The sequence below is a fragment of the Streptomyces sp. NPDC045701 genome (assembly GCF_056432045.1).
Genome location: NZ_JBWKJV010000026.1, coordinates 39,828 through 58,038, shown reverse-complemented (window position 1 = coordinate 58,038; position 18,211 = coordinate 39,828). Strand labels below are relative to the sequence as shown.

General features: G+C 75.8%; 11 protein-coding genes. 2 read left to right on the top strand and 9 right to left on the bottom strand.

What is annotated here, in order from left to right; all coding sequences use genetic code 11:
* Nucleotides 1-144 precede the first annotated feature (144 nt).
* The 3 genes from AC07DW_RS24005 to AC07DW_RS23995 all read right to left on the bottom strand — a co-directional run bounded on the left by AC07DW_RS24005 (nt 145) and on the right by AC07DW_RS23995 (nt 2,874).
* Nucleotides 145-1,029 (bottom strand): N-acetyltransferase family protein, encoded by an 885-nt coding sequence (locus AC07DW_RS24005; protein WP_478859733.1) that lies wholly within the window; start codon nt 1,027-1,029, stop codon nt 145-147.
* 131 nt (nt 1,030-1,160) lie between these two features.
* Nucleotides 1,161-2,414 carry a helix-turn-helix domain-containing protein gene (locus AC07DW_RS24000; RefSeq protein WP_478859732.1) on the bottom strand — a complete coding sequence of 418 codons (1,254 nt, stop codon included), beginning with the start codon at nt 2,412-2,414 and terminating at the stop codon, nt 1,161-1,163.
* Between the two features lie 253 nt (nt 2,415-2,667).
* On the bottom strand, nt 2,668-2,874 hold the full coding sequence (locus AC07DW_RS23995; RefSeq protein ID WP_478859731.1) for a hypothetical protein: 207 nt from the start codon (nt 2,872-2,874) through the stop codon (nt 2,668-2,670).
* Between the two features lie 286 nt (nt 2,875-3,160).
* Here AC07DW_RS23995 and AC07DW_RS23990 point away from each other — a divergent pair, with 286 nt between their 5' ends.
* A complete protein-coding gene (locus tag AC07DW_RS23990; RefSeq protein WP_478859730.1) occupies nt 3,161-4,393 on the top strand; it encodes a helix-turn-helix domain-containing protein in 1,233 nt (410 codons plus the stop codon).
* A 70-nt stretch (nt 4,394-4,463) separates the two neighbouring features.
* On the opposite strand, the gene AC07DW_RS23985 is transcribed toward AC07DW_RS23990, so the two are convergent.
* From AC07DW_RS23985 to AC07DW_RS23965, 5 genes are all read right to left on the bottom strand, one after another.
* Nucleotides 4,464-5,780 carry an ATP-grasp domain-containing protein gene (locus AC07DW_RS23985; protein WP_478859729.1) on the bottom strand — a complete coding sequence of 439 codons (1,317 nt, stop codon included), beginning with the start codon at nt 5,778-5,780 and terminating at the stop codon, nt 4,464-4,466.
* Nucleotides 5,777-6,784: an alpha/beta hydrolase gene (locus tag AC07DW_RS23980; protein WP_478859728.1), complete on the bottom strand. Its 1,008-nt coding sequence runs from the start codon at nt 6,782-6,784 to the stop codon at nt 5,777-5,779. Before AC07DW_RS23980 ends, AC07DW_RS23985 begins: the two co-directional genes overlap by 4 nt.
* Before the next feature lie 8 nt (nt 6,785-6,792).
* Entirely contained in the window at nt 6,793-8,433 is a 1,641-nt protein-coding gene (locus AC07DW_RS23975; protein ID WP_478859727.1) for a Rid family hydrolase, read from the bottom strand.
* A 68-nt stretch (nt 8,434-8,501) separates the two neighbouring features.
* Entirely contained in the window at nt 8,502-9,701 is a 1,200-nt protein-coding gene (locus tag AC07DW_RS23970; RefSeq protein ID WP_478859726.1) for a cytochrome P450, read from the bottom strand.
* Complete coding sequence (locus tag AC07DW_RS23965; RefSeq protein ID WP_478859725.1) at nt 9,698-12,820, bottom strand: amino acid adenylation domain-containing protein; 3,123 nt, start codon at nt 12,818-12,820, stop codon at nt 9,698-9,700. The genes AC07DW_RS23970 and AC07DW_RS23965 overlap by 4 nt, the downstream gene beginning before the upstream one ends.
* A gap of 217 nt (nt 12,821-13,037) precedes the next feature.
* Between AC07DW_RS23965 and AC07DW_RS23960 the strand changes: the two genes are divergently transcribed.
* Nucleotides 13,038-16,088 carry a type I polyketide synthase gene (locus AC07DW_RS23960; protein ID WP_478859724.1) on the top strand — a complete coding sequence of 1,017 codons (3,051 nt, stop codon included), beginning with the start codon at nt 13,038-13,040 and terminating at the stop codon, nt 16,086-16,088.
* Nucleotides 16,089-16,176: 88 nt separating this feature from the next.
* Here the strand turns inward: AC07DW_RS23960 and AC07DW_RS23955 are convergent, their stop codons facing one another.
* Complete coding sequence (locus tag AC07DW_RS23955; RefSeq protein ID WP_478859723.1) at nt 16,177-18,210, bottom strand: prolyl oligopeptidase family serine peptidase; 2,034 nt, start codon at nt 18,208-18,210, stop codon at nt 16,177-16,179.
* Nucleotide 18,211 lies beyond the last annotated feature (1 nt).

Genomic DNA, 18,211 nt, shown 5'->3' with positions numbered 1-18,211 from the left:
CATATCGCGAAGGGGAGTGGGTGTGTTGGAGCGGGTGGAGGATGGCAAGGGCGTTTGACGCCGTTCCGTGGGGGAGGGGGTGGTGATGCTCCCCCTCTCCCCCCCCGTCGCCGGACGGGATCCGGGGCCCGCGAAGGGCCGGGGTCAGAGGAAGTGCCCGCTGGCCAGGTAGGGCGCGGGGTCGGTCATGCCGCGGACCGCGAGATAGCCTTCCTGGCCGATGTCCAGGCGGGCCGCGAGGCCGACGTCGACGGCCCAGTGGTTGGCCGTGGTGATGCAGTTGACCAGGGTGTCTCCCCGGGAGGACGCCAGCGCCTCCCACAACAGTCGCTGCGCGGTGTCCTCGTCGGCCGCGGCGAGGAGCGCCGCCCGTCCCCGGCCGTCGACGTACGCGTACCCCGGCCTGTCCTTCACGTCGCGCGAGACGACGAGCCGCAGGGTGCGCAGCATGTACGCGTGGTCCGGCCCGTGGCCGGCGCCGCGGATCTCCTCGTCCAGCCGGTCCATCCACTCGAAGTCGGACTCCTTGCCGTCCCGCAGGCCCTCGACGGTGGGAAGGGTGGACCGGTCGACGGTGCCGACCATGCGCATCTGCGGGTGGAGCGTGAAGCCCGCCAGCCGGTAGCGCCGGGTCGCCCCGGGGTGGACGGTGGAGGAGAACATGCCCCGGCGGCCGTCCGCGTGCGCCAGGACGGCGTCCATCAGCCGCTTCCCGACGCCCTTGCCCTGCTGTCCGGTGAGAACGCCGTACGTGGCCAGGTACCAGAGCTTCCCGCGGTTCTGCGAGATCGCGAACCCGACGATTTCCTCGTCCTGGTCCACCGCCACCCAGCAGCCTTCCGGGTCCTGTGCCAGGAAGTGGCCCATGCGCTCGATCCACTGTTCCGACTGTGCCGCCGAACGCGGTTCGATCTCGGGCTCGCTGACCCTTCTGCTCTGCCGGTCGGCCTCGTAGAAGGTCACCGCCGACGCCCGCTCCGCCGGCCGGAGGTCTTCCTCGCGCATCAGTCGCACTCGCACAGAGTCCATGATGTCCATCATACCGTCAGTTTTCCTGCCTAATCGTGGTGTTGGGGATTTCCCGGGCATCACCTCGGGCGCCCCCGCCGGGGCGGGGTGGCGGGCGAGCCCGACGCTCCGCGTGCCGGCGCGCCGTGCGGTCAGGTCGCCGCCTCCCGGGGGGCGGCGACGCCTTCCCCGCCGCGCAGGCCCGCCAGTGTCTCGGCCAGTCCACGCCATGTCTCGGCGGCCAGGTCGACGTTGCGCGCCTCGTGCGCCCGCGCGGCGAGCTCCCTCATCCGCCGTACGCCCGACTCCGTGCGGCCGTCGAGGATGTCCAGCCTGCCGCGCAGTGCCTGCAACCGGATGTGGTCGCGGAAGGAGAGCCGCGCGCCCGTGCGCTCCACCTCGGCGCACAGGGCCCTGGCCTCGTCCGGCCGGCCCTCGGCGAAGGCCAGGTGGGCCCGGATCGACAGCACCTCGTGCCGGTGCCGCTCGGTGCCGACCAGTTCGAGGGCCGGCCCGGTCTCGTCGAGCAGGGCCCGCGCCCGCGTGGTGGGCTGCGGCGTGATCTGCAGCAACAGCGAGGCCGCCGCGAATCGCAGCCGCATCCACAGGACGAGGTCCTCGCGGCTGTCCAGAGTCCGCAGCGCCCGCTCCAGCAGGTCGCGCGCCTCTCGGTGGGCGCCCTGCCGGATGCAGACGGCGGCCGTGGCCCACAGCGCCTTGGTGTACGCCGCGCCGCCGCGTTCCTCGGTGAGCTCACACATCTGCTCGGCGTGCCCCCGGGCCTCGGCCAGCCTTCCCGACTCCGCCTCGGCGGACACCAGCGCCTGCAGGGCGGTGACGCGGTCCCCTGCGGGCAGGCCGGCGGCCAGCGCGACGGCCTCGCCGGCGTGCCCGCGCGCCGCGGCGGTGTCGCCCAGGGTGAGCGCGCAGCGGGAGAGCCGGGCGCACACCCTGGCGCGCAGCTCCGGCAGGGCCAGTTCACCCGCCAGCTCCGCCAGTTCGGTGAGCAGGGCGTACTCGTCGCCGTGCCGCCCCTGCGCCCCGCGTGTCCGCACCAGGAGCCACAGTGCCTGCCAGCGCAGTGCGGGGGCCTGCCCGTCGTCGGTCCGCAGGGCCTCGGTCAGCGCCTCGGCCACCTCCTCGGCCGGGCGCTCCTCGGCCGCCGAGGCGACGGACGCCAGCAGCTCGGCCAGCGACGCCCCCCGCCGCGCCGCGAAGTGCGACACGGGGACCCCGAGCCGGCCGGCCAGATACGTGACGATCCTGACGGTCGGCGGCCGGGCCCCGGACTCCAGCCGGGACAGATAGCCGGGCGACATCGACCCCCCGGCGAGCGTCGCCTGGGACAGTCCCCGCTCCACCCGAAGCGCCTTGAGGCGTTGCCCGAAATACGGCTGTTCCAGCATCTGGACCTCGGAGGCTCGTCGGCACCTGCGAGGTGCACCGGTCACGTGCGTGGGAGCTCCCGGGCGATTGTGACAGATATGAAGGATGTTTGGCAATATTGGTCAAGTGATTGGTCGGTGGATTTTCGGCGAAACGCGGTGATGGGCGCCCGACAGCTGGGCGCCCCGGCGGGTGGGTGGTCCGCCGGGGCGTGTCTGCTCGGGCCGGGTGCGCCCGGTGGCCGACGGCCGGGCCGCCGTCCGCCGGCCGTGGTCAATACCGGTCGACGCCGTCCCGCCCGCCCAGGAGAGCGGGCCCGCCGGGTCGTGGCGTCGGCCAGTCGATGTCGCCGGCCACCGCCGTGAGACTGCCGGCGGGACCGCCCTGGACCGGCCAGTCGATGTCGTTCGCCGCGCCGAGCATGAAGACGCCCAGGCTGGTTACAAGGAAACCGGCGGTCGTTACTAACTGCATGCGCATGACAAAGCCCCCGTGCGGGTCGATGTGGGAGGGAGGGTTGTCCGATGGAAGTGCCGAGACGTGTGCGTCGCGCTCGGCGTGGCCACGAATCTAGGGCGCCGAGTACCCGCTGGCAAGCTTTTTTGACTTTTGTTGCCAAATCTCCCGCTTAACCCAGTGGTGTTCGGCAAATATGTGGCACAGTCCTGTCATTGCCTGGGCTGTCACGTTGCCTTACCATGCAGGCATCCTGACCTGCGCGCCACGGACCGCCGGCGCACACCGAGTTGACGATTGCGGGGCCGCCATGGCAGAAGAGACGCCCTTCGGCTTCCGTCTCAGAGCCCTGAGACAGCAGCGGGGACTGTCCCAGGCCGCGCTGGCCGGCGAGGAGATCTCCACGGGATACCTGTCCCGCCTGGAGTCCGGCGCCCGGCAGCCCACCGAGCGCGTGATCACATACCTCGCCCAGCGCCTCGGGGTCGACCGCTCCGCCTTCTTCGCCCCACCCAGCAGCAGCTCCCTCAGCCGCGCGGTGAGCATCGCCGCGTCCACCGACGGCGAGGAGGCCGTCGAGCACCTCGTCGACGTCCTGGCCTCGGCCCCGGACGAGGACCCGCTGCTCCGCTGGCACGCCCTGTGGCTCATCGCCGAGTTCCGGCACCGGCGCGGTCAGCGCGCCGAGGAGCGGGCCTGCCTCGAAGAGCTGGCGCAGATCGCCGAAGGTCTCGCCCTCCCCGAGCTGCAGTGCCGGTCACGCACGCGCCTCGCCCACTGCCTGCGCTCGGAGGGGCTGCTCCCGCAGGCCCTGGAACTGGCCCTCAGCGCCTACCAGGTGGCGAAGCTGGCGGATCTCTCCGTGGCGGACACCGGGAAGGCGCTGCAGACCCTCGTCTCCGTCGAGGCGGAGGCCGGCCGCCTTCCCGACGCCCGCTCCCACGTCGACGAGCTGGTGCGGCTCATGGCAGACCGGCCGGAGGTCCCCCGCGCCGAGGCCCTGTGGTCGGCCGCCACCGTCCGCTCCCGGCAGGGCGAGGACGAGGACGCCCGGGCGTACATCCAGCGGGCCATGAGCGTCCTGGACAGCCGCGACGACCCCGTGCTGTGGGCGCGGCTGCGCCTCGCGGCGGCTTCCCTGTACCTCCAGGCCAGGCCGCCCCTCACCGAGGCCGCCCGGGCGTGCCTGGCCGAGGCGCAGGCGGCGCTCGTGCTCGTCGGGACGCCCCTCCAGCAGCAGGAACTGCTGGCGCTGCAGGCGCACCTCGCCTTCGAGGAGGGCCGCCCCGGCGACGCCCGGACCGCCCTCGACCAGCTGGACGTCGACGCGATGGTCCTCGGCTACCGGGACCGGGTCAGGCTCCAGACCCTCGACAGCCTGCTGCTCATCGCGGAGGGCGACCGCGAACGCGGACTCGCCCGGCTCAAGCGCCTCGGGGAGGAAGCCCACCGCGCGTCGAACATGGACCTCGCCGCCGAGATCTGGCGGGTCCTCGCCGAGGCACTGGAGAGGGCCGGCCGGGACGACGCCGCGGTCGCCTGACTCCCGGCCGCCCCGTACGGCGAGGGCCCGGTCCGTGCGGACCGGGCCCTCGCCGTACGGGCAGGGCGGCTCACCGGCCCACGGCGACCTCCCCGGCCGGCTCCGCCACGTCCTCCACGACGAACTCGACCGACTCCGCCAGCCGCCGCGCCAGCTCGCGGGCCCCGGCCGGCGTCGGCGCGCCGACCACGACGTACCCCGCGCGGTCGCCGGACTCCCGGACGGGCGCCACCCGTGTGCCCGGCCCCGAGGTCAGTTCGGCGTGCAGCACGGCCGGATGGGCGAGGACCCCCTCCCACCCGCGGACGGCGGTGATCCGGCCCGGCGGCGGCGCCAGGAACCGCACCGCCGCCGCGCGGGTGGCCGCCGGCCGCTCCACCGGACGTCCGAGCACGTCGTCGTACAGGAGGCCGAACAGTTCGAGACCGGGCATCGCGTACGACATCAGCCGGTGCAGCCAGTCCCCGCCCGGGCGGGGATGCACCTCGCCGAGCACCACCCCCTCCCGCGTGAGCCACAGCTCCACGTGGAAGACCCCGAAGCGCAGGCCCAGCACGGTGAGGGCCCGCGCGACCTGCTGTTCGACGTCGAGCAGGAGCTCCTCGGGAAGATCGGCGGGGAGTACGTGACCGACCTCCACGAAGTGCGGGGGCGGCAGCGTCTCCTTGGCCGTCACCGCCAGCACCATCGGCCTGCCGCCGACGAACACGCCCTCCGCGCTGAACTCCGCTCCGTCGACGAACTCCTCCACCAGGAACACGTCCGGGTCCGGCAGTCCGGCGAGCGCCGCGGGCAGGTCACCGGGCCCGGTCACCTTGCGCACGCCGACGCTGCCCGAGCCGTCCGGCGGCTTGACGACCCAGGGCCCGGCCGACTCCCGCAGGAACGCCGCGGCCTGCGCCGCCGAGGTGCACCGGCGGACCGCCGGCTGGCGGAAGCCCGCCGCGGCCAGGGCGGCCCGGCAGGCATCCTTGTTCCGCACCCGGTGCACCACCTCCGGGGGGTTGCCCGGTGCGCCGGCCGCCTCGGCGGCCAGCGCCGTCGCGACCTGGACACTGTCCCGCAGCCCGAGGACCACGTCGAACCCCTCGCCCCCGGTCACGCGTCCGGCGATCCACCGCAGCGTCTCCTCGGGACTGTCCGGATCCACCGCGGACACCTCACCGGCGAGGCGGGTCACCGGGCGGGTGCGGGCCAGCATCTCCGCCCGGTGCGTCGTATGGGTGCGCATGCCCCGGGCCGCGGCCTGGTCCAGCGCCTGCCCGACGATGTCGAGGCTCGACGGCAGCGGGTTCGCCCCGCCGACGATCAGGAGCCGGGGCGCGGACGCCGCCTCCACGGCCCCTCCGGCCGGGTCGCGGGCGGGGTCCCGCGGGTGCCGGCTCATCGGGCCAGCACCCGCCGCAGCCAGGCCACGCGTGCCTGGTGCGCCGCGCGGGAGACGACCGCGTCCGGAACCCACTCGTCGAAGCTGTGGAACGCCCCCGACCAGACGTGAAGTTCGGCCTGGCCGCCGGCCCGCCAGACCCGGGACGCGTACGCGACGCCCTCGTCGCGCAGGGCCTCCACGGAGCCGACCTCGACCAGCGCCGGCGGCAGACCGGACAGGTCCTCGGCCCGGGCCGGAGCGGCGTAGCGGGACACCTCCGGCGTGCCGCGCCGCTCACCCAGCAGAGCCGTCCAGCCGGCCCGGTTGGACAGTCCGTCCCACAGGCCCACCCGGGCCATCTGGCGGGCGGAGAAGGAGTCGCACCGGTCGTCGAGCATCGGGAACTGCAGGTGCTGCCCGACCGGGCGCGGACCCGAGCGGTCGCGGGCCAGCAGGGCCAGACCGGCGGCGAGCGCCCCGCCCGCGCTGTTGCCGCTCAGGACGATCCGGTCCGGATCCACGCCCACGTCGGACGCGTGGGCGGCCAGCCAGCACAACCCGGCGTAGCAGTCCTCGACCGGGGCGGGGTCGGGATGTTCCGGCGCGAGCCGGTACGCGACGGAGACGACCGCCAGCCCCAGCTCCTGCGCCCGGTTCAGCTCGCCGGCCAGCTCCGTGCTGCGGTGGCTGCCGGCCACCATGCCGCCGCCGTGGGTGTGGTAGATCGCCGGGACCGGGCCGTCCGCGGCGGCGGGCCGGCAGATCAGCAGGGTGATCGAGGGCGCCCCGGCCGGGCCGGGCACGGTGCGCTCCTCGGTCTCGAACGCGCCGTCGCGGCGGATCTCCGCGTCGCTCAGACGGCCCGCCAGGGACCGGCGGCGGCGGTCCGCGACCAGCTCCGGGGTCAGGGGCGTGGGCAGGTCGTCCAGGATCCGCCGCAGGGGGGCGGCCAGTTCGGCGTCGAACGGCGGCGGCGCGGCCTGCGCGTCCGCCGGCCCGGTGTGCGTGGTCGTGACGGTCATGGCGTTCCTCACTCCGTGTCGGTCAGGGCGAGCGCGTCCACCTCGAGCAGCAGGTCGGGGCGGTAGAGCGCGACGACCTGGACCACCGTGCTCGCCGGGGGACGTCGGGTACCGACGAACTCGTCGCGGACGGCGAGGACGTCCGGCACGAACGCGATGTCGGTGACGTAGTAGGTGAGCTTGACGACGTCGTCGAAGGTGGCGCCGGCCGCGGCGAGGCAGCGCTCCATGTTGGTGAACACCTGCCGCGCCTGGGCCACCGGGTCGCCCGGTCCAACCAGTTCGCCCTCGGTGTCGAACGCCATCTGGCCGGCGATGGCCGCCAGCCGTCCGCGACCGGACACCACATGGGTGTAGCCGGAGCTCGGTGCCACATCGGGCGGCTCGGAGAGGTGGGTGAGCCCGCCGCGCCGTGCGCCCGTGTCCGCGCCCGGCCCGCCCTCCGGCCGGACCACAGACTCCTCCGGGAACCACCGCGCCATCCGCCGCATGCGCTGGACCACCTGCTCCTCGTCCGCCCCCTCCACGACGGCCAGGGCGGCCGGGACGTTGGACGCCTTCGCCGGGTCGGGCCGAAGGTCGCCGGGGCGGGCCCGCAGGGACACCTGCCGCACGCCGTCGCACCGGGCCACGTCGTCCTCGCCGGGACACGACTCCAGCACGCCCCCCGGGGTGAACAGGGACACCCACCCGAACCACGTCCGGGCGACCGAGGGCGTGGCGGTCGGTGCCAGGCCGAGCAGGGCCCGCGCCCATTCCACGTCGAGGTCCACCCCGTGCTGGTGGCGGACCATGGCGGCGATCTCCCCGCCGGGGATGCGGCCGGCGTACTCACCGAAGACCAGCCGGTCGTCCTGCTCGAACGCCTCCATGTGGAAGACGCCGTCGCGGTGCCGCAGCGCCGTGGAGGCGCGCTGTGCGAGGTCCCGCGCGCGGGCGTACAGCTTGTCGTACGCCAGCGGGTGCAGCACCCGGGACGCGAAGACGCCCCCGCCCCTGATCTCCAGGGCGTTCTGCAGGTAGCGGCCGACGGAGACGAACACCACCTCGCCGTCGCGCACCACGCCGTCCACGTGGACCTCCGAGCCCTCCACCCACTCCTCCGCGAGCCACGGACCGCGGGTGCCCTCCTCGGTCAGCCGCCGGGCCAGGTCCAGGCGCTCCTCCTCGCCGTGCCAGGCCAGCACACCGACGGTCCCCGTGCCGTCGAGCGGCTTGAGGACGCCGCGCCGCCGGGTGAACCCGACCAGCTCGCGGGCGTGCACGACGGGCCGGGAGTCCGCGACGGGGACGCCGGCCGCCCGGACGCGCCTCTTCTGCAGGTCCTTGTCCCGCAGCAGCAGCGCGTCCCGCGGGGCCATCGCCCCGCGCCCGCCCGCGAGCACGGCGGCGGCGAGGAGCGGGTTCTCGCCCGGCGCGCAGATCACGTCGAAGTCCGTGACCGACAGGCCGTACCGCTCCAGGCCGGCCAGCACCGACCCGGCGTCCGCCGGGTCCTGCACGGGAACCGTGTGGGCGTCGTCGAGGAGGCTCGCCCGCTTCTCGTCGTCGGCGGCGGTCAGCACGCAGGTGACGTCGGCGCCGAGGTCGCGCAGAGCCGTCAGCGACTCGCGCCGCCAGCCGAGCTGAAGCACCTTCTGATCCGTCATGTGGTCGGCTCCTTGAGGAGAGTCGGGGGGTACGGGGAGGGGGACGCGGTGCGTGGGGACACGGGCCGTCACCTCGGGACGAGGTGCACGGGCAGCCGCTCCGGCCCGTTGACGGCGATGGAGCGCAGCCGCCGGACCGGACCGGCCTGCTCGATACGGCTCGTGGAGTCGAGCAGCGCGGAGAAGAGCACGCCCATCTCCGCCCGGGCGAGGGTGCTGCCGATGCAGAAGTGCTCACCGGCGGCGAGGGCGATGTGACGGTTGGGCCTGCGGGAGATGTCGAACCGGTACGGGTCGTCGAAGACGCCCTCGTCGCGGTTGGCGGACGGCAGCCACAGCACGACCCGGTCGCCCGCCTCGATCCGCTCGCCACGGATCTCGCACGGCCGCGTCGCGACGCGCATGCTGTGCGTGGCGCTGGACGTCCACCGCAGGATCTCCTCGACGGCCCCCGGCAGCAGGCTCCGGTCGGCCGCCAGTCGCCGCCACTCACCGGGGTGCTCCAGGAACGCCTGCATGCCGCCGATCAGCGCCAGACGGCCGTTCTCCGTCGCCCCGATGAGGTTCTCGCAGTTGAGGACGGCTTCCTCCTCGGTGAGCAGTTCGCCGTCCACCGTGCCGTGCACCAGGGCGCTGACCAGGTCGTCGGTGGGCTCCTCCATCCGCTGGAACAGCAGCTCGGTGAAGTACTCCACGATCCTGGGGTGCGCCAGCAGCGAGGTGTGGGCCTCGAACGCCTCGTTGGTCCAGCGGTACAGGTCCTCGTGATCCCGCTCGGGGACACCGATGATGTGGCTGATGACCGACAGCGACAGCCGTCCGCCGATGTCGGTGGCGAAGTCGCAGGTGCCGTGGGCGAACGCGCGGTCGAGGACGGCGCGGGTCGCCGCGCGGATGTAGCCGTCCAGCGCGCGCACGGCACGCGTGTTGAACCAGTCGGCCATGAGGCCGCGCAGCTTGCGGTGACGGGGCGCGTCGGTGAGCGCCAGGGCCAGGCCGCCGCCCGGGTCGTCTCCCAGGCCGGCCCTGCGCAGCAGCACCCCCCGCGTGGAGCTGAACGTGGCACCGTCCTGGTAGACGGCGCGGATGTCCTCGTGACGGGTCAGCGACCAGAAGGCGGGCAGGTCCGTCGCGGGTTGCCGGTGGACGGGGGCGTGCGCGCGCATCCACGCCCACACCGTGTGCGGGTCGCCCTCCGCGTGCGTGGCCGGGTCCGTGAGCAGGGCGGGGTCGGTGAGCAGGGCGGGCGGCGCGGTGGTCGTCGTCATGAGGAGGCTCCTGAGGCGTCGGTGTGCAGGCGCTCCGCGAAGAGCTTGGCGACGTCCCGGGCGGTGCTCTCCGCCACCGCCTCGGGCCGGTGGGACACGTCCAGGCGCAGCCCGCCGTCCCGCTCGGGCCAGAGCTCGGCGTGCAGTTCGAGGGGCAGGTCGAGGTACGGCTGCCGTACGAAGGTGGTCCGCGCGGGAGCGAGGTCGAGCGCGGGCGGCGCGTTGTCCTGGTAGGCGAAGAGCGTCTGGTACAGCGGAGGCCGGCCGGCCGGCGGCGGCTCCGCCACGTCCAGGACGTCCGCGAACGGCACCTCCTGCGCGGCGAGCGCGCGCGCGGCGATCCGCGCCGTCGCCTCCACCGCCGCCCTTCCGCCGCCCAGCGCGGCACCGCGCAGGCGTGGGCAGACCATCGTGATGTGGCAGCCGACGGCCCGCTCCAGCTCCGGCGCGTCACGCTGGGCGACCGGTACGCCGACCGCGAAGTCCCGCCGGCCGGTGACCTCCGCCAGGCTCGCGCCCCACCGGGCCAGCAGGACCGCGAAGCGGGTGGCGCCCGCCTCGGCGGCTGCCGCGTCCACCCCGGCGACGGCCTGGGGGGACACCGCCACCTCGACACGGCCCGGTTCTCCCGGACCGTCCGCCGGCGCGCCCGCCGGCCACCGCAGCGCCGGTACGCCGGCCAGTTCGGCCCGCAGGAGGTCGCGGTGGGCGGCCGCCCCGGACTGCCGCAGGCGCTCCCGGCGTACGGCGTGCAGCGCCGCCAGCGACGGCCGGGGGCCGATCGTGGCGGACCCGGAGGCGCGCGCCGTGCGGTAGCCGGCGGCGAGGTCGTCCGCGAGGACGCGCTCGGACCAGCCGTCGAAGGCGACGTGGTGCACCACGCAGCCGAACACCGCCGTCCGGCCGCCGTCGCCGACCGGGACCAGGACGGTGCGCCACACCTCGCCCTCCTCGGGGGCGAGGCCGTCGCCGAGCGCGGTGCGGGCGGTGCGCAGCGCGTCCTCGGCGGAGGCCCGGGAGGGAAGGACCTCCAGCGGCGGCGGGCCGATGTCCACGAGCCGGGCCACGGGCCGGGGGTCGAGGACGTACGCCGCGCGCAGTGCCTCGTGCCGGTGGTGCGCCTCGGCGATGGCCGCCCGGAGCGCGGCCGGGTCCAGTTCGCCCTCCACCACCCAGGTCAGCAGGCAGTGCCCCGTGCGGTCCGCCGGATCGAGCAACGTCCTGGTCAGCTGCGCCAGTTGCACGGCCGACAGTGGGATGCCGGCCGGATCGGCGGTCTCGCCGGGGGGCGCCGGCGGCGGTGCGGCGGCCAGCCTGCGGGCGAGGCCGGTGACGGTGGGGTGCTCGTGGAGCCAGGCGACGGGGACGGGCCGGGAGAGCCGCGCCGACAGCCGGGCGCACACCCGTCCGGCGCCGAGCGACGTGCCGCCGAGCCGGACGAACGGCACGCCGACCGGGACGGCATCGCGCTCCAGCACCGACGCGAAGGCCTCCGCCACCGCGCGCTCCACCGGATCGGCCAGGTCCCGGGGGCGCACGCCGCCGTCCGGGGGCGCGCCCGGCCCCCCGGGTGCCGGCGACGCGGCCGGCGGCGCCAGGGCGAGCAGCCTCCGCTCGTCGAGCTTGCCCTGCGCGGTCATCGGGAAGGCGTCCACGCTCACCACCGCCGCCGGCCTCTGGTACGGCACCAGGGCGTCGTGCAGCACCGCCGGCGCGCCGTCCAGCGGATCGCCGGGGCTCACCGGCACGCAGAACGCGACGAGGTGGCGCTCACCGCGGGCGGCGTCGCCCCGGGGCAGCACCCGGCACCGGCGTACGTCCGGCAGCAGCCGCTCCACCTGCCGTTCGACCTCGGCCGGCTCGACGCGGTGTCCCCGGATCTTCACCTGCCGGTCGGCCCGGCCCGCGAAGCGCAGCAGCCCGTCCGGGCCCCAGTGCCCCAGGTCGCCGGTGCGGTAGACGCGCTCCTCGCGCCCGTCGACGCCGATCCGGGTGAACTTCGCGTCGGTGAGGGCCCGGTCGCCCAGGTAGCCCAGCGCCAGTCCGTCGCCCGCCAGGCAGATCTCCCCGGTCTCGCCGACCGCGCACGGCCGGGTTCCGTCCAGCACGTGGACGCGGGTGCCGGGGACCGGGCGGCCCAGGGGGATGCCGCCGGGCAGGTCGCAGTCCGCCTCGGTGACGCGGTGGGTGGTGGCGAACACGGTCGACTCGACGGGGCCGTAGCCGTTGAGGAGGGTGATGCCGGGGTGCCGGCGCAGGAACCGCCGGACGTGGCCGGGGGAGAGGCGCTCGCCGCCGGTGAGGACCTGGCGCAGCCCTCCGAAGGCCTCCGGGGCCTCGTCGACGACCAGGTTGAACAGGCTGCTGGTGAGCCACACGGTGTCCGCCCCGTGGCGGGACACGGCGTCGCCCAGCGCGGCGGGGGAGAGATAGGGGTCGGCCACGACCAGGGATGTGCCGCCGTTGAGGAGCACCGACCAGAGTTCCAGGGAGAAGGCGTCCCAGGGCGTGGCGGCGGCGAGCGGCATCACCGTGTCGGCGCCGAAGCGGGCGAAGCCGTTCGGCTGGAACAGGCGGGCGGTGGCCCGGTGCGGACTGAGCACGCCCTTGGGCCGGCCGGTCGTGCCCGAGGTGAAGAAGACGCACGCCGGGGCGTCGGCGCCGACGGCCGCGGGCCGGAAGCCGGCCGGGGCGGCGGCGTCCGCGCCGGGCGGTGACCACACGGCGGCGGCGCCCGGAACCGACCCGCCGGTGTGTGTGACCGCTAGCGGTGGCCGCAGTTGCCGTACCACCTCCCCGAGGCGGTCGGCCGGCCAGTCCGGGGGAAGCAGCGCGTAGGCGGCGCCCGTCTTGAGCACCGCGAGGAGCGCGGTCACCAGGTCGGTGCCGCGCGGCAGCAGCACCGGCACCACGGAGCCGGCGGTAACCCCGGCGGCGGCGAGGCGCGCGGCCCACGCGTCGGCCGTGGCGTCCAGCCGTCCGTACGTCGTGGTGCGTTCGCCGTCGATGAGCGCGGGGGCCTCCGGGTGCGCGCGTGCCCGGCGGGCGAACGCTTCGTGCAGCCCCCCGCCGGGCGCGGTGTTCGGGGGCCCGGCGGTCCAGGTCGGATCCGGTCGCAAGCTGTCCCTCTCCCCTCGGTGCCGGGCGGTGCGCGTCAGGCCGCTCCGCCGCCCACCGCGGTGGTGGCCCACCACCGCGTTGACAACGACATTGCCATTAACTTGCCTATGCTGGCAACCTTGTGGAGACCTCCCGGGCCGCCACCGTGTGCGGCGCCCCGGGCCGGTTCGCCGTCCCGGCCCAGAGGACGGCCCAGTGCTGATCGAAGGTGGTTGCATGGCGCGCGATCGTTCCCTTGACATCGCCGTGACCGGCGTCTCCGGACGGTTTCCGGGCTCGTCGGACCTGGCGGAGTGGTGGGCGTCCCTCCAGGCGGGACGGATCCTCACCACGCGGTACGACGAACAGCGGATGCTCGACGCCGGAGTCTCCGAGGACCTGGTCCGCGACCCCGACTACGTGCCGGTCCACGGTCATCTGGAGGACGCCGACCGTTTCGAGCACGCCCTCTTCCGGGTCAGCCCCCGCGAGGCGGAACTGATGGACCCCCAGCACCGGCTCATGCTGGAGTGCGCGTGGGCCGCCCTGGAGGACGCCGGCGTCGACCCGCTGGGCGGCACGCGCACCACCGGCGTGTACGCCTCCGCCAGCGGCAGCGGATACCTGCGCGCCATGCTCGCCGGCGGCGAACTGGACCCGCTCACCCTGGAGGACGTCCTCCACGGCACCGAACCCGACTTCCTGGCGAGCCTCATCTCGTACAAGCTCGACCTGACCGGGCCCGCGCTCTCCGTCCAGACCGCCTGCTCCTCGTCCCTGGTCGCGGTCCACCTGGCCGTACAGGCCCTGCTCAACGGCGAGTGCGACCAGGCCCTCGTGGTGGCCGCCGGCATGGCCTACCCGCAGGCCGGCCACCTCTGGCTGCCCGGGGGCATCCACTCGGCCTCCGGCGACTGCCGGCCCTTCGACGCGGGCGCCGACGGCGTGGTGGCGGGCTCCGGCGTGGCGTGCGTCGTCCTGCGCCGCCTGGCCGACGCCCTGGAGGACGGCCCCGATCCGTACGGAGTGGTCCTGGGCACGGCGGTCAACAACGACGGGGCCGCCAAGGCCGGTTACTACGCCCCCTCCGTCACCGGCCAGGAGCGGGTGATCGAGGCCGCGCTGGAGGCCGCCGACGTGGACGGCGCGAGCATCGGCTACCTGGAGACCCACGGCACCGGCACCCGCGTCGGAGACCCCATCGAGTGGTCCGCCGCCTCCTCCGCGCTCCGCGCGGCGGGCGCGCGCCCCGGCCAGGTGGCCGTGGGGGCGCTCAAGGCGAACACCGGCCACCTCGACAACGCCGCCGGACTGGCCGGACTGATCAAGGCGTTGCTCGTCGTACGGGACGGGGTGGTGCCGCCCGTCGCGGGCTTCACCCGGCTCAACCCGCTGCTCGAAGCGGAGGACTCGCCCCTGTACGTACCGGAAAGGGCCGCCCCCTGGACGGGACCCGAGCCGCGCCGGGCGGGCGTCAGCTCGTTCGGTGTGGGCGGCACCAACGTGCACGTGGTCGTCGAACGCGCCCCCGCCCCCGTCCCCGCCCCGGACGACGGCACCCCGGCGGCCCACCTGGTGCTGCTGTCCGCCGCCGACACGGACGCCCTGACCCGCTCCGCCGACGCGCTCGCCCGCCACCTCACCGACCACGGCCCCCGGCCGGCCGATGTGTCGCGGACGCTGGCCACCGGGCGCGCCGCGCTCACCGAGCGGCTGGCCGTGACCGGGCGCACCGCCGCCAAGATCGCCGCGCGACTCGCCTCGGGCGCCGCGGTACGCGGCAGCCGCCCGCCGGAAGGGCCCGCGCCCCTCGTGCTCGCCTTCCCCGGCCAGGGCTCCCAGCGCCCCGGCATGGCCGTCCCGCTCGGCGCGGCCCTCCCCGGCTTCGACCGGGCGCTCGCCGACTGCCTCGACGCCTTCGAACCCGAACTCGCCGCCACACTGGAACGCGCCCTGTCCGACCCCGGCTTCCCGGTGGCCGAGCTGTCCCGCACGTGGCTGGCGCAGCCGGCGCTCTTCGCGGTCGAGTACGCCGCCGCCGCCGCGCTGCGCGGGCTGGGCCCGGCACCCGCCGCGCTGGTCGGGCACAGCCTCGGCGAGATCACCGCCGCCTGCGCGGCCGGGGTCCTCACCCCGCGCGACGCAGCGCGGCTCGTGACCGTGCGCGGCCGGGCGATGGAGGAGTGCCCGCCGGGCGCCATGCTCGCCCTCGGCTGCGGCGAGAGCGAGGCCCGGGAACGGATCACCGCCTCCGGTCTCGCCCTGGACCTGGCCGCCGTCAACTCCCCGGAGGGAACCGTGGTGGCCGGCACCCCCCAGGCGGTCGAGGCGTTCCGCGCCCTGCTGGAGGGGCAGGTCCACACCCACCGGCTGCGCACCGGCCGCGCCTTCCACTCCCGGCTCATCGAGCCCGCCCTCGCCCCGCTGGCCGACGAGCTGTCCCGCACCACCCTGCGCCCGCCCACACTGCCCTGGGCCACCGGCAGCGGCCGGCTGCTGCTGCCGGGGGCGGACGTCGGCCCGGAGCTGTTCACCGGGCAGGCCCGCGACACCGTGCGCTTCGCCGACGCGCTCGACGCGCTCGCCGCGCACCTGCCGGGCGCCCTCGTGGTGGAGACGGGACCCGGCCGGGCGCTGTCGGCCATGGCCGAGGCGGCCGACCTGGCCGCCGTCCCGCTCGCCCCCGACCGCACGGCGCACCCCGACGAGGAGGTGCTGGCGGCGCTCGGCGCGCTGTGGACGCGGGGCCAACCGCTCGACGCGGGGGCCCTCTGCCGCCCGGGCCGCCCGGTCCACCTGCCCGGCTACCCCTTCGCCGGCCCCGGCCGGATCGCCCCGGAAGCGGCCCCCCGCGCCGCCGCGGCCCGGCGCGCGGACGGCCGGAGGGCGCGACCCGCGCCGGCCGCGGCACCGGACACCGGTCGCACGGCGCCCGCCGGCCGCCCCGGGCCGCTCCCGGTGAGGCCGGGGGCGGCCGGCGGGACGGCCGGCACCGACGTGCCCGAACTGCTGCGGCGGCTCTGGGCGGACCTGCTCGGCCATCAGGGGCTCGCCGACGACGCCGACTTCTTCGCGCTCGGCGGGGACTCGCTGCTGGTCACCCACCTCGCCCGCAAGCTCCGCGAGGCGCTCGGTGTCCGGGTCCCGATGCGGGACCTGCTGGTGGGCAGGACGCTCGGCCGGCAGGCGGAGGTGGTGCGCGGCATTCTGGAGCAGGCCCCGGCGGCCGTACCCGCGACCGCCCCGGCCGCGCCCCCCGCCCCGGCCGCGGTCGGCGCAGCCCGCTGACCGGCGCCCACTCCGGCGGCTCCGCAGACGCCTCCGCCCCGGACCGGAGTCCGGGGCGGAGGCGCGTACGTGTCCGGGTGGCCGGGCGTCAGCCGGGTCCCTCCGTCAGCCCGATCCGGCGGACGCCCGGCGCGTCGAACCCGAACACCTCCGCGTACGCGGCGAGTTCGGCCTCCAGGCAGGCGGCGATGGTCTCCGCCCGGCGGAAGCCGTGCTGCTCGCCCTCGAAGGTGAGGTACGCGTACGGGACCCCGCCGTCCTTCAGCCGCTCCAGGAACCGCTCCGCCAGTTCCGGGAGGCAGACCGGGTCGTCCAGCCCCTGGAACATGACGAACGGCGAGCGCACCCGGCCGGCCCGCCGCAGCGGCGACACCTCGGCGTACCGCGCCGCCGCCCGCGGCCACGGCCCGATCAGGCTGTCGAGGTACCGCGACTCGAAGTCGTGCGTACCTCCTTCGCTCCAGCCCTCCGGATCCAGCAGCGGGTAGTAGATCCCGGCCACGCGGTACAGGTCCGGCTCGGCGGCCAGCGACGCCGCCGAGGTCCAGCCGCCCGCGCTGCCGCCGCGGATGCCGATCCGGTCCGGATCGGCCGCCCCCTCCGCCACCAGGCCCCGGGCGGCCGTCGCGCAGTCGCGCACGTCGACCACCCCCCACCGGCCGCGCAGCCGTTCGCGGTAGGCCCGTCCGAACCCGGTGGAGCCGCCGTACTGCACGTCGACGACACCGATGCCGCGGCTGGTGAAGTAGGCCACCGACAGGTCCGCAGCCAGCGGCGTGCGCGTGGTGGGACCGCCGTGGGCCTGCACCAGGAACGGCGGCAGTTCGCCGTCCGGCGCCGCGAACCCGGGGTTGTACGGCGGGTAGACGTGGGCGTGCACCTCGCTGCCCTCCGCGTCGCGGAACACCGCGTGGTAGCCGGGCGGCAGGTGGTCCGCGTACGTCGTGTCCGGCGCCCGCAGCACCTCGGCCACGGGAGCCCGCCGATCGGGGTCGACGAGCAGCAGCACGCGGGGGTGGCGGGGCCCGACGGCCGTCGCCACCACCCGCCGGCCGTCACCGGCCAGCGCCGCCCACTCGCCGTACGGTTCCTCCCCGCAGACGTCGCGGAGCGAGCCGTCCGCCTCCAGCACCGCCAGACGCCGCCCGGCCGTGCCGTGCGTGACGAGGAGCCGCCCGCCGCCCGCCGGGAAGAACCACTGCGCCCCGATGCGCCACAGCGCGCCGCCGAACTCCTCCTCGCGGGGGCACAGCGCCCGGGCCGCGCCCGTCAGGTCCACCTCGTAGAGGTTCCACCAGCCGTCGGGATCGCTCAGCACGTACAGCGTGTCCGGCCGGTCCGGCGCCCACTCGGCCTGGCTCACGGCGACTCCGGGGCCGCCCGTCACCACCCGGGCGGGGCCGAGCGTGCCGTCCGGGCCGACCGGCGCGCACATCAGCTCGGTCCCGTCCCACGGCATCGTCGGATGGTCCCAGCCGAGCCAGCACACCTGCCGGCCGTCGGGGGACACCTTCGGGCCCGTCATGAAGTGGTGGCTCGCGCCGAGCACCCGGACCGCCGCCGGATCACGCCCCGCCGACCCGTCGAGCGGCAGCGCGACCAGATCCCGCCGCACGTCGGCCGGGTGGGGGCCGGTGATCTCCTCGCGCAGGCACCACACCTCGGCGCCGACCCGTGCGAAGTCGCCGTAGCGCGCCCCGGCGGGCCGCGCGGGCTCGGGGCTGATCGGCTCGGGGCCGCCGCCGGGCACCGCCCGGTACACGCGCTGGTCCTCCCCGTGCGTGAACACGAACCCGGCCGAGGGGTCCGCGCCGAGCGGCAGCCAGGGCCGCCCGCCGTACTCGATGACGCGGGTGCGCACGTCCCAGCGGGGGCCGAGCACGTCGGCGACCGAGCCGTCCGGGGCGCGGCGGACCAGCGCGGTGCGGCCCGACTCGCCGGGGCGCAGCTCCGTCCACCACACCTCGTCGCCGACGAACGCCGCCCACTCGACCTGGGTCTCCCCGGCCGCCGCCGCGGCGGCGCCGACCGGGGACGCCCAGGTGCCGAAGGGGGCGCGCCGCACCTCTCTTCCCGCCCGCGCCGCCTCGTGCCCGCCGCGCGTCGTGTTCTCCGTGGTCACG

Excerpts from the sequence above, each read along its gene's own strand:
- AC07DW_RS24005 (WP_478859733.1), bottom strand. The coding sequence starts at position 1,029 with ATGGACTCTGTGCGAGTGCGACTGATGCGCGAGGAAGACCTCCGGCCG.
- AC07DW_RS24000 (WP_478859732.1), bottom strand. The coding sequence starts at position 2,414 with ATGCTGGAACAGCCGTATTTCGGGCAACGCCTCAAGGCGCTTCGGGTG.
- AC07DW_RS23995 (WP_478859731.1), bottom strand. The coding sequence starts at position 2,874 with ATGCGCATGCAGTTAGTAACGACCGCCGGTTTCCTTGTAACCAGCCTG.
- AC07DW_RS23990 (WP_478859730.1), top strand. The coding sequence starts at position 3,161 with ATGGCAGAAGAGACGCCCTTCGGCTTCCGTCTCAGAGCCCTGAGACAG.
- AC07DW_RS23985 (WP_478859729.1), bottom strand. The coding sequence starts at position 5,780 with ATGAGCCGGCACCCGCGGGACCCCGCCCGCGACCCGGCCGGAGGGGCC.
- AC07DW_RS23980 (WP_478859728.1), bottom strand. The coding sequence starts at position 6,784 with ATGACCGTCACGACCACGCACACCGGGCCGGCGGACGCGCAGGCCGCG.
- AC07DW_RS23975 (WP_478859727.1), bottom strand. The coding sequence starts at position 8,433 with ATGACGGATCAGAAGGTGCTTCAGCTCGGCTGGCGGCGCGAGTCGCTG.
- AC07DW_RS23970 (WP_478859726.1), bottom strand. The coding sequence starts at position 9,701 with ATGACGACGACCACCGCGCCGCCCGCCCTGCTCACCGACCCCGCCCTG.
- AC07DW_RS23960 (WP_478859724.1), top strand. The coding sequence starts at position 13,038 with ATGGCGCGCGATCGTTCCCTTGACATCGCCGTGACCGGCGTCTCCGGA.